Here is a 10,952-nt window from a genome sequence, read left to right as displayed (position 1 = left end):
GGGGCGGGAGGGAAGAAGAAGAAGGAGTGGGAGTGGCTTCGGTCATGGCGCGTGATGATAGGGGCTCCGGCCGGCCCCTCCCCTCGCGGCACTCTAACGACGCTTTTTCTTCCCGTGCCTGGGCGGCGGCTTGGGGCCGAAGCCGAGCGCGGCGCGTGCCAGTGCGTCGGCCTCGCCGTTGCGGTGGCGCGGAATCCATTGCACACGCGCCTGCGCGAAGCTGCCGAGCAGCGCGCGGGCATCGTCGAACAGCGGGGCCATGCGCTCGATGGGTTTGGCGCCCGGCACGGCGAGCTGCTCGACCAGCGTGCTGTTGTCGCTGTAGACCAGCACGGCGGTGGCGCCCTTGTCGCGCAGTGCGTGGAGCGCGGCGGTCAGCGCCAGCAGCTCGGCCTCGTTGTTGCAGCCGATGGCGTGCGTGGCCTGCGACAGTGTGTGCCGGCTGCCGTCGGGCGCGGTGATGACGGCGCCGATGCCCATGCGGCCCGGGTTGGGCATGGCGCTGCCGTCGCAGTGAACCACCCACGGGAGCCCCGTGGCCACGGAACCGTCGCCGTTCATTCGCTCTTCTTGTTCAGCAGTTGTTGCGCTTGATGCCCGCCAGGTTCTGGCAGGGCCGCTGGCCGGGCGGCGGACCGGGGTCGACCGCATGCGGGGGCCGCGGCCTGCGGATCGGGCGTGCGCCGTCGTAATAGGGGTCGTAGTACGGATCGGGGCTCAACACGACGACGCCCGGTGGCTCCGCAGCCGGCTGCGGCTGCGTCTCTGCGGGGAAGCGCGGGATGATGGCCGGCCCCGAGGGCGGGTTGCTCGCCACCCGGCTGGGCGGCGAGGATGGCGGCGGAGATGGCGGCGCGGAGCGCTGCGGCGTGGGCGAAGAGTCGCGGCGCGCCGGGTCGGGCGGGGGCGATTCGAGGATCGGCACCTGCCGCGCCTGCTTGCTGCCTGCCGGGCATTCGACGTTGGTGTAAGAGACGGCGCCGCTGGCATCGGTGCAGCGGATCACTTCCGCGCGGGCACCGCCGGGGGACGCCGCCGCGGCCACGGCAAAGATCGCCGGAATGAGGAGTGCCAATGCGCGCATCGCGCCACTGTAGCCGCAGCGGGGCCGCAGCGCACCTGCGGCATGATCGCGTCATGGACAACAGCCCCCCGCTCCCCCTCGTCATCGTCAAGGTCGGAGGCACCTTCGACGCGCTGCGCGCCCGCCGTGGCGACTTCGAACACTGGGTTGCCGACGGACTCGGCACGCAGACGCTTCCCATCCTGGTGATCGACCCGCGCCGCGGCGACACCCTGCCCGACCCCGTCCAGGTGGCCGGCGTGGTCGTCACCGGCTCGCATGCGATGGTGTCGCACCGCGAACCGTGGAGCGAAACCACGGCCGCGTGGCTCGCGAAGGCGGTGGCGCTCGACACGCCGGTGCTCGGCATCTGCTACGGGCACCAGTTGCTGGCGCATGCGCTCGGCGGCGAGGCCGGCAACCACCCGGGCGGCGCGGAGGTCGGCACGGTGACGGTGTCGCTCACCGAGGCCGCCGCCACCGACCCGCTGCTGGGCGGCCTGCCCGCGCAGTTTCCGGCCAACGCGGTGCACTGGCAAAGCGCGCTGCGCCTGCCCAAAGGCGCGGTGCCGCTGGCCGCCAGCGCGCATGAGCCGGTGCATGCCTTTCGCGCCGGCAAGCACGCCTGGGGCGTGCAGTTCCATCCGGAATTCGACGCCGAGGCGATGCGCGGCTACATCGACAACCTGCGCGGCGAACTGACCGCCATGGGCGCCGACCCGCAAGCGCTGCGCAACGGCGTGAGCGAGACCGGCGCGGCCGCCAGCCTGCTCGGCCGCTTTGCGCGGATCGCCGAGGCGCGCCAGGGCGTTTGAGCGCGATCGGGGTCCATCGCGGCCCTCTGTAGCCGTCGGACCGCGACTACAAGGAGCATCCGGCGCTTGGGTTAAGGTGCGGTCCATTCGCCCATCGCTCCACACCTTTCCATGACCGCTCCCTCGCCCGCGCCGGCCCGCAAGCATTTTTCGATGATCCGGGAATTCCACCTGGCCGACGTCTTCACGCTGGGCAATGCGGCATGCGGGGTGGGCGCGGTGTTCCTGGCGATGGCCTTCATGGCCAGCCAGTCGCTCCCGCAGTTCCTGTGGGCGGCGGCGCTGGCGCCCGCGGCCTTCATCTTCGACGTGTTCGACGGGCGCATCGCGCGCTGGCGGCAGACGCAGTCGGCCCTGGGCCGCGAACTCGACTCGCTGGCCGACATCATTTCCTTCGGCGTGGCGCCGGCTGCGCTGGGCTTTGCGGCGGGGCTGAACGGCGGCTGGGACTGCGTGCTGCTCATCTATTTCGTCGGTTGCGGCGTGAGCCGGCTCGCGCGCTACAACGTGACGGCCGAGGCGCTGTCCGCCGGGGCCGACAAGGTGAAGTATTTCGAGGGCACGCCCATTCCCACCAGCGTGGTGCTGGTGGCCGTGCTGGCCTATGCCGCGTGGCAGGGCAGCATCGGTGCATCGGTGTGGGGCGGCGCCTGGACCATCGGCCCGTGGCAGCTGCATCCGCTGGCGCTGATGTTCGCGCTCTCGGGCACGCTGATGATCAGCAAGACCCTGCGCATTCCGAAGTTCTGAGTTCCGCCAGACCCAGGAGACACCGCGATGACCATGAAGCTCTACTTCGACCCGCAAAGCCGCTCGCAGGTCGCCAAATGGATGCTCGACGAGACCGGCGCGCCCTATGAGATCGTGACCACGCTCATCCGCGAGAAGGCGCACAAGAAGCCCGAGTACCTGAAGATCAACCCGGCGGGCAAGCTGCCCGCGCTGGTGGACGGCCGCGCGCGCGTGTTCGAGAACGCGGCCATCTGCATGTACCTGGCCGAGAAGTTTCCCGGCAAGCGCCTGGCACCGCCTGTCGGCTCGGTCGACCGGGGGCGCTACCTGTCGCTGATGGTCTATTCGACCTCGCAGCTCGAGCCCGCGATGGGCGACAGCCTCTTGAAGATCCGCAGCAACAACAGCGCTCGCGGCTGGACCGACTTCGAGGCCGCCAAGGATGCGGTCGAGCGCGAACTCGGCGACGGGCCCTACCTGTTCGGCTCGCAGTTCACGGCGGCCGACGTGATGATCGGCTCCATGTTCATCTGGCACCGCGCATTCGGCGGCCGCTCGAACCGCCCGAAGATCGACGCCTACATCAACCGGCTGCAGGCCCGTCCCAAGGGCATGAAATTCGGCTGAATACGGCGCGGCATGCCGCGCTGGTGACATCGCGCGGCAAAGGCTCGTCCTTTAATCGGCTTGCTTGTTCCATTCCAACAATAGAGACGCCCGCATGACATCGAAGAACGCCACGCCCTCCCGTTTTGCGCTCACCGCCCTTTCCATGGGCCTGGCCGCCCTGCTCGCCGCCTGCGCGAGCACGCCGCCGCCCGGCGGGCGCAGCGTGACCATCGAGCGCACCACCTTCGGCATCGCGCACATCACCGCGCCCGACTACGAAGGGCTGGCTTACGGCAGCGCCTATGCGCATGCGCAGGACAACGTCTGCCAGACGGCCGAACACCTGCTCACGCTGCGCGGCGACCGCTCGCAGTTCCTGGGCCCGCAGAACACCGGCGACCTCGGACTGGGCCGCGCGCCGAATGCGCAGATCGACCTGTTCATCCGCTATCACATGGACGACGCGGCCTTGGCGCGCGCGGGCGCCACCACCAGCCCCGACGTGCAGGCAGCGCTGCGCGGCTACGTGGCCGGCTACAACCGCTACCTGCAGGATGCCGGCCCGAATGGCCTGCCCGCCGAATGCCGCGGCAAGCCCTGGGTGCGGCCGATGACGGCGGCCGACCTGTCGCGCGCCACCGAGATGTCGATGATCCAGGGCGGCCTGGGCGCGCTGGCCGGCGCGGTGCTGGCCGCAGTGCCGCCCGCCCCCGGCGCAAGGACGAGCGCCGCGCCGGTCGCGCTGAAGGAAGCCGTTGCCGAAATCGGCCGCCACAGCTTCAACGCCAACCCCGAGGGCGGCGAACTCGGCTCCAACGGCTGGGCGTTCGGGCGCAACGCCACGCCGGACGGCCGCGGCCTGCTGCTGGGCAACCCGCACTTCCCCTGGACCGGCACCAACCGCTTCTGGGAAATGCACCTCACCATTCCAGGCAAGGTCGACGTGATGGGCGCCACCGGCGGCCTGAGCCCGGTGGTGGCCATCGGCTTCAACAAGGACGTGGCCTGGACGCACACCGTGTCGACAGGCAAGCGCTTCACGCTGTACGAGCTGAAGCTCGACCCCAGCGACCCGACGGTGTACCTGGTCGACGGCCAGCCGAAGAAGATGGTGGCTCGCACCGTGGTGCTGCCGGCCGCGGCAACGGGCGGTGGCGCCGCGCCGCTGCAGCACACCTTCTATTCGACCGACTGGGGCCCGGTGATCTCGCTGCCGCGCGCCGGCCTGGGCTGGACCGCGCAGAAGGCCTACGCCATCCGCGACGCCAACACGCTGAACGTGCGCTCGGCCGAGAGCTGGATGAAGATGGCCCAGGCCCGCAACGTGGCCGAGCTGCGCGCCGCCATGGGCAACCAGGGCATGCCGTGGATCAACACCATCGCCGCCGACCGTGACGGCAACGCCATGTACGCCGACCTGTCGGTGGTGCCCGACGTGTCGGCCGACATGCTCAAGGCCTGCGCGCCCTCGCCCGCCGCCGCCGCGCTGCTCAATGCGGCCGGGCTGCCGGTGCTCGACGGTTCGCGCAGCGCCTGCGCCTGGAACCGCGACAGCGCGGCCGCCGCGCCCGGCGTCATCGCGCCGGCCCGCATGCCGGTGGTCATCACGCCGGACTACGTGCAGAACAGCAACGACAGCTTCTGGCTCAGCAACCCGGAGACCGCGCCGATGGCGGGCGTCTCGCCGCTGGTAGGCCCCGTGGGCGTGCCGCAGCGGCTGCGCACGCGCAGCGCCATCATGGAAATCCGGGGCCGCCTGGCGGGCAGCGACGGCCTGCCCGGCAACCGCATGGGCGCGGCCGAGCTGCGCAGCGTGATCTTCCGCGACAAGAACCTCGCCGGCATGCTGGTGATGGACGACCTGCAGGCCGCCTGCCGGGCCAGTGCCGGCACGCTGAATGCCGACCAGGCCCTGGGCTGCCGCGTGCTGTCGGCCTGGGACCGCACCAGCAATGCCGATTCGAAGGGCGCGGCGCTGTTCCGCGAGTTCTGGCGCAAGACCAAGGACGTGCCGAAGGTCTGGCGCGTGCCCTTCGACCCCACCCAACCCGTGGCGACGCCGGCCGGCCTCGACATGGCCGCGCCCGCCACGCGCGACGCGGTGTTCAAGGCGCTGGGCGAGGCGGTCGGCATCCTGCGCACCGCCGGCTTCGCGGCCGACGTGCCGCTGGGCGTGCCGCAATCGCGCCTGGTGCGCGGCCAGAAGATCGCGCTGCATGGCGGCGACGAGTTCGAGGGCGTGCTCAACAAGCTGGAGTCGCAGGGCCAGTCGCTGATCGACCCGAAGGGCTACAACGTCAACTACGGCAGCAGCTACATGCAGGTCGTGACCTTCGACGCCAACGGCCCCGTCGCCCAGGGCCTGCTGACCTACGGCCAGAGCAGCGACCCGGCCTCGCCGCGTGCCTACGACCAGTTGCCGCTGTTCGCGGCCAAGCAGTGGCACCCGCTGCCGTTCCACCCCGCCGATGTGCGGGCCCAGCGCGAGGGCACGCCGCTGCAGCTCGCGTACTGACATCATTTCGCCCATGCCGCAACAGACTTCCCCTTCCCATACCGCCGCGAGCGGGCTCGACGAGCTGATCCGCATCGCGGCGGCGCAGCCGCTCTCGCCGGCCTGCGACCATTTCTACTTCCTGCGCCACGGCCAGACCGGGCGCAATGCGCAGCGCATCTTCCAGGCGCCGGACGAGCCGCTGAGCGAACTCGGCCTGCAGCAGGCGGCACGCGCCGCCGGGCTGCTGGCGGGCGAGCCGATCCGCACCATCGTCTGCAGCGATGCGCGGCGCGCCTTCGACACCGCGAACACGGTGGCCGCCGCGCTGCGGCTGGCGCCCACGGCGCACGAAGCGCTGCGCGAGCGCAATTTCGGCGCGTTGATCGGCACCTCGTCGGCCAACATCGACTGGGCCTGCGAGCCCGAGGGCGGCGAGACGCTCACGCAGTTCGTCGTGCGCAAGCGCGCCGCGCTCGACGCAGCCCTGCGCCAGCCCGCCCCGGTGCTGGTGGTGGCGCACGGCGGCACGCTGTATGCCCTGGCCGCGCTGCTGGGCGTGCCGGTCGATTTCAAGCTCCTGGGCAATGCGCAGCCATTGCGTTTCGAACGCCGCGGCCCCACATGGGCCGTGACGCCGCTGCTGCGGCATGCAGACACAGACGGCGAGGCGGCCCTGGCCTAGCACCCCGCGAAGCGCCCCGAGCCATACCAGCCGTCCATACAACGAACCGCCACACACCATGGAATTCAAGGACTACTACAGCGCTCTGGGCATCGACCGCACCGCGTCCGACGACGAGGTGCGCAAGGCCTATCGCAAGCTCGCCCGCAAGTACCACCCCGACGTCAGCAAGGAGCCCGACGCCGAGAAGCGCATGCGCGACATCAACGAGGCCAAGGACGTACTGGGCGACAAGGAAAAACGCGCCGCCTACGACGCGCTGGCCGAGCGCGTCGCGCGCGGCGGCAGCCCCGACGGCCACTTCCAGCCGCCGCCGGGCTGGGACGAAGGCTTCGAGTTCCACCGCGGCCCCAACCAGGGCCCCGCGGACCACGCCGACTTCAGCGAGTTCTTCTCTTCGCTCTTCGGCGAGGCCGAGCGGCGCGGCGCCACGCGCAAGAACTACAAGGCGCGCGGCGAAGACCACCACGCGGCCATCGAGATCGCCCTCGAAGACGCGCTCAACGGCGCCGAGCGCGAGATCACTCTGCGCGCGCAGACGCTCGACGCGCAGGGCCATCCCCATTGGGAGAACCGCACGCTCAGCGTGAAGATCCCGCCGGGCGTGCACCCGGGCCAGTTCATCCGCCTCGCGGGGCAAGGCATGCCCGGCCACGGCGGCGAGCCGCCGGGCGACCTGTACCTCGAAGTGCGCATCGCGCCGCACAAGCTGTACCGCGTGGAAGAGCGCGACCTGTACATGACGCTGCCCGTCACGCCCGCCGAGGCGGCGCTGGGCGCGCAAGTGCAGGTGCCGACGCCGACCGGCGGCCTGGTCGAGGTGACCGTGCCCCGCAACGCGCGCGGCGGCATGAAGCTGCGGCTCAAGGGCCGGGGCCTCGCGGGCAAGACGCCCGGCGACCTGTACCTGCTGATCGAAATCGCGCTGCCGCCCGCCGACAGCGACGATGCCCGCAAGGCCTACGAGCAGCTGGCGCAAGCCACGGCATCGTTCAACCCACGCCAGCATCTGGGAGTCTGAGCATAATGAATTTCACACTCACGACCGCCACCGCCATCAGCGCCTCGCAGCCGCTCGCGGCCAGCGACCTGGCGCATGCCGTGGGCGCCGACACCGCATGGGTGGTGCAACTGGTCGAGGTCGGCATCCTTCGCATCGAAACGCCCGAGACACAGCCCGAGCGCTGGCAGTTCTCGAGCACCGACCTGCAATACGCACTCGAGGCGCGCCGGCTGGAACGCGACTTCGGCGTGGGGCTGGACGCGGCGGCGCTGATCCTCGACCTGCAGCACGAAGTGCGGCGGCTGAAGGCGATGCTGCACGCGCACAGGCTGGGCTAGGCGCGCGGGATGAGCCAGCAGCCCCCGAAAATCCGATGCGCCTGGGCCCAGACCGACCCGCTCCTGGCCGCCTACCACGACGCCGAATGGGGCGTGCCCGAGCACGACAGCCGCGCGCTGTGGGAGAAGCTCATGCTCGACGGCTTCCAGGCCGGCCTGTCGTGGCTCACCATCCTGCGCAAGCGCGACGCCTTCCGCAAAGCCTTCAAGGGCTTCGTGCCCGAGAAGATCGTCAAGTTCACCGAAGCCGACATCGAGCGGCTCATGCAGGACGCTGGCATCGTGCGCTCGCGCTCGAAGATCGAGGCCACCATCGGCAACGCGCGCGCCTACCTCGCCATGCAGGCGGCGGGCGAAGACTTCTCTGAATTCATCTGGGGCATGGCGGGCGGCAAGCCCATCGTGAACCGCACCGGAAGCGTGCCTGTGAAGACGCCGCTGTCGGAGGAAATCTCCGCCGCACTGAAAAAGCGCGGCTTCAAGTTCGTCGGGCCGGTGATCGTCTACGCATGGATGCAGGCCACCGGCATCGTCGACGACCACGCCGCGGACTGCCACCGGCACGGCGCCAGGCACAAAGCCGGGCCCCAATGAAAAAACCGGACGCTGCTTTCGCAGGTCCGGTTTTTCATTGGCTTGTGACCGAAGCGGCTTGCGCCGCCTTCATCGATTACAGGCCGGCTTGGCGCGTGAAGCTCAGGCTCTTGGCTTGAGCGGGGATCACGCTGCCGGCGAAGGTTTCGGGGCGCAGGTTCTGGCCGGGTGCGTGTGCAGCGGCGACGGCCTGGCTACGAACAGTGGCGCGGTCGATGGAAGCGGCCAGGACCGGGGTTGCGGTCGATGCGGCGCCTTCGTTGTCGCCGTAGGCGTTGCCGGCACGGGCGGCTGCCACGGCTTGGGGCGCCACGTCGGCGCGGCTGTAGCCGGAGGTCAGGGGCTGCACGCCTTCGTAGGTTTCTGCGTGGGCGCCAGCGGCGGCGAGCAGGGACAGAGCGGCGGCGGCGAGGATGTTCGAGGTCTTCATTTCAATTTCCTTCTTCATTGGGCTTTTGAGTGCCTCAAGTGTGCACCACGATTCCTAGGGAAAACCCTATTCAATCGAACCGCAGTGTTCATGAAATTGAAACAATGACGAGGAACTTTCTGACGCCGCTAACTCAATTGCCCTTTCATGCGCTGGAAACGTGCCGATTTGCGTGTCCGCTCCCGGCTCGACAGGCTGAACGCACATTGCGTGCCAGTTGCTAGTCTTCCTTCATGCCCGTGGCCTTGACCACGCCGCCCAGCCGCACGCGCTCTTCGTCGACGAACTTGGTGAAGCTCGCCCGCGTGCCTCCAATCGGCTCGATGCCCATGCCCTTCAGGCGCTCGACCGTAGCCGGGGCCTTCATCGCGGCGTCGACGGCCGCGGCCATCTTGTCCAGGATGGCGTCGGGCGTGCCGCGCGGCGCATGCACGCCGGCCCAGTGGGCAATACGGATTTCGGGGAAGCCCTCTTCCGCTGCCGTCGGCAGATCGGGGTACGCCGAAATGCGCTGCGTCCAGGTGCCGGCCAGCGCCTTCAGCTTGCCGCTCTTCACATAGGGCAGCACCACGATGCTGGCTTCCGAGGTGGCCTCGACCTGGCTGCCGAGCACCGCGGTGATCGACTCCGAGCCGCTCTTGTAGGGCACCACGTCGAGCTTGCTGCCGTACTTCGTCTCGAGAATGCCTTCGACGAAATGCGGCGTGCTGCCCGTGCCCGCGGTGGCCCAGTGGAAGCCGCCGCCGGACTTCTTGGAGGCCGCGACGAACTCCTTCAAGTCTTTGTAGGGCGCATTGGCCGGCACCACGATGACCGAAGGCGCCAGACCGATCATCGCAACCGGCACCAGCGCATCGTCCTTGTACGGCATGCTCTTCTTGATCATGCTGTTCGACACCACGCCGGCCGCGCTCACGAGAAAGGTGTAGCCGTCAGGGGCGCTCTTGGCGACCACGTCGGCCCCCAGGATCGCGCCCGCGCCGGGCTTGTTGTCGACGATGACCGGCTGGCCGAGCTGCTTCGACGCGCCCTCGGCCGCCGCGCGCGCCATCAGGTCGTTGGCGCCGCCAGCGGAAAAGGGAACGACCAGCCGGATCGGCTTGGTGGGCCATGCCTGGGCGGCGGCGCCCTGTGCGATCACCGACACGGCAAGCCCGATGGCCAGCGAAACAATGCGGATGGGAAACATGAGTGAGGTCTCCTGTGTTGTTGTGGGATATGAGGAAGAAGGATCGAACCCGTGACGCCGGGCGTTTTCATGATGCCACGCGCCTCCGGATATGCGACGGCGACCGCCAGGGGCCGCCCCTGCGGCAACGCGGGTGCTGCGCTCAGGAGCGCGGCCAGCCCCGTATCAGCGTGCGCAGCGCCACCCCGCCGCTGCCCTTGACCTCTGCGCGGTAGGTGCCCACCAGCGCCTCGCGCTCGGCCGCCGCCTGCGGCTCGTTGCGCCAGGCCAGCAAGGCGGCCACGTCTTCGTCGGGCGAGGCGGCCAGCAGCGCCTGCGTGACCTGCTTTTCGAATTCGCGCGCCACGATCATCAGGTTGCGCGGGCGCGTCGAGGTTACGCCGCGCGACCACAGGGTGTCCAGCGCCATGTCGAGCGTGCTGTCGGGCAAGGCGCTGAGCTGGCCGCCGTTGCCGCGCGCCAGCTGCTTGACCACTGCGCTCATCAGCAGCTGGCTCGAGAAATCGATTTCGCGCACGTCGCCCACGGCCATGCGTTCGAGCAGTTCGGTGCGCACCGGGTCGGCCGGCTTGGCGCGTTCGCGGCTGAAGAACTCGGCCTTTCCGGCCTCGCTCATGGCGGCGTAGTCGGCGCGCAGCTTCGCGAAGCGGGCGACGGCGGCCAGCACCTGGGGGCTGGGCGCGGCACCGCCGTTGCCGGCCGATGCCACTTCCTGCTGGATCGCGGCCACGGAAGCCTTGGCGCTGAATGCGCGGCTGGCGGCGGCGTCGAGTGCCTTCAGGGCCTTGTCGGCGATGGCCTGGTCGTCGGGCTCCAGCAGCTCGCGCGCACCTCGCGCCACTGCGCCCGGCGCATACGAAGCCTGGTAGCGCGCCTGCACGCCTTCGAACTGCAGCAGCGCTTCCGCGCGGCTTTGCGCCCACCCCATCAAGGGGGCCAGCAGCAACGCAAGCAACAGAAGGAAACGGGTCGGGGAAAGTCGGTTCGAAGAAAGCATGGC

The 10,952-nt window shown here is 69.7% G+C and carries 13 protein-coding genes; 8 read left to right on the top strand and 5 right to left on the bottom strand.

Annotated features, from left to right (window positions below; genetic code table 11):
• Window positions 1–93: 93 nt before the first annotated feature.
• Together AC1RVW_RS04975 and AC1RVW_RS04970 are read right to left on the bottom strand one after the other, a co-directional pair.
• The gene (locus AC1RVW_RS04975; RefSeq protein WP_493198362.1) at window positions 94–561 is read right to left on the bottom strand and encodes a ribonuclease HI family protein; all 468 of its coding nucleotides are present in this window, start codon (window positions 559–561) and stop codon (window positions 94–96) included.
• Window positions 562–574: 13 nt separating this feature from the next.
• The gene (locus AC1RVW_RS04970; RefSeq protein ID WP_493198360.1) at window positions 575–1,084 is read right to left on the bottom strand and encodes a hypothetical protein; all 510 of its coding nucleotides are present in this window, start codon (window positions 1,082–1,084) and stop codon (window positions 575–577) included.
• 53 nt (window positions 1,085–1,137) lie between these two features.
• On the opposite strand from AC1RVW_RS04970, the gene AC1RVW_RS04965 reads away from it, so the two are divergent.
• The 8 genes from AC1RVW_RS04965 (at window position 1,138) to AC1RVW_RS04930 (ending at window position 8,333) form a co-directional block, all read left to right on the top strand.
• Window positions 1,138–1,878, top strand: coding sequence for a glutamine amidotransferase (locus tag AC1RVW_RS04965; protein WP_493198358.1), 741 nt, complete (start codon window positions 1,138–1,140; stop codon window positions 1,876–1,878).
• 111 nt (window positions 1,879–1,989) lie between these two features.
• The gene (locus tag AC1RVW_RS04960; protein WP_493198356.1) at window positions 1,990–2,628 is read left to right on the top strand and encodes a CDP-alcohol phosphatidyltransferase family protein; all 639 of its coding nucleotides are present in this window, start codon (window positions 1,990–1,992) and stop codon (window positions 2,626–2,628) included.
• A 27-nt stretch (window positions 2,629–2,655) separates the two neighbouring features.
• Complete coding sequence (locus AC1RVW_RS04955; RefSeq protein WP_081266686.1) at window positions 2,656–3,237, top strand: glutathione S-transferase family protein; 582 nt, start codon at window positions 2,656–2,658, stop codon at window positions 3,235–3,237.
• A 94-nt stretch (window positions 3,238–3,331) separates the two neighbouring features.
• Complete coding sequence (locus tag AC1RVW_RS04950) at window positions 3,332–5,734, top strand: acylase (protein ID WP_493198354.1); 2,403 nt, start codon at window positions 3,332–3,334, stop codon at window positions 5,732–5,734.
• Between the two features lie 13 nt (window positions 5,735–5,747).
• Entirely contained in the window at window positions 5,748–6,398 is a 651-nt protein-coding gene (locus tag AC1RVW_RS04945; protein WP_493198352.1) for a histidine phosphatase family protein, read from the top strand.
• A 58-nt stretch (window positions 6,399–6,456) separates the two neighbouring features.
• Window positions 6,457–7,419, top strand: coding sequence for a DnaJ C-terminal domain-containing protein (locus AC1RVW_RS04940; protein ID WP_081266683.1), 963 nt, complete (start codon window positions 6,457–6,459; stop codon window positions 7,417–7,419).
• Between the two features lie 5 nt (window positions 7,420–7,424).
• The gene (locus tag AC1RVW_RS04935) at window positions 7,425–7,739 is read left to right on the top strand and encodes a chaperone modulator CbpM (protein ID WP_493198350.1); all 315 of its coding nucleotides are present in this window, start codon (window positions 7,425–7,427) and stop codon (window positions 7,737–7,739) included.
• A 9-nt stretch (window positions 7,740–7,748) separates the two neighbouring features.
• Window positions 7,749–8,333, top strand: a complete 585-nt coding sequence (locus AC1RVW_RS04930) for a DNA-3-methyladenine glycosylase I (protein WP_493198348.1) — start codon at window positions 7,749–7,751, stop codon at window positions 8,331–8,333.
• Between the two features lie 76 nt (window positions 8,334–8,409).
• On the opposite strand, the gene AC1RVW_RS04925 is transcribed toward AC1RVW_RS04930, so the two are convergent.
• The 3 genes from AC1RVW_RS04925 to AC1RVW_RS04915 form a co-directional block, all read right to left on the bottom strand.
• Complete coding sequence (locus tag AC1RVW_RS04925; RefSeq protein WP_493198346.1) at window positions 8,410–8,763, bottom strand: alpha/beta hydrolase; 354 nt, start codon at window positions 8,761–8,763, stop codon at window positions 8,410–8,412.
• Between the two features lie 220 nt (window positions 8,764–8,983).
• Window positions 8,984–9,952, bottom strand: a complete 969-nt coding sequence (locus AC1RVW_RS04920) for a Bug family tripartite tricarboxylate transporter substrate binding protein (protein WP_106934930.1) — start codon at window positions 9,950–9,952, stop codon at window positions 8,984–8,986.
• A 142-nt stretch (window positions 9,953–10,094) separates the two neighbouring features.
• On the bottom strand, window positions 10,095–10,949 hold the full coding sequence (locus tag AC1RVW_RS04915; RefSeq protein ID WP_493198344.1) for a hypothetical protein: 855 nt from the start codon (window positions 10,947–10,949) through the stop codon (window positions 10,095–10,097).
• Window positions 10,950–10,952: the final 3 nt, after the last annotated feature.

This window comes from Variovorax sp. MPBD4-3 (genome assembly GCF_058809745.1).
Note: the sequence above shows the minus strand (reverse complement) of the source record. Positions and strands in the feature narration are given on the sequence as shown.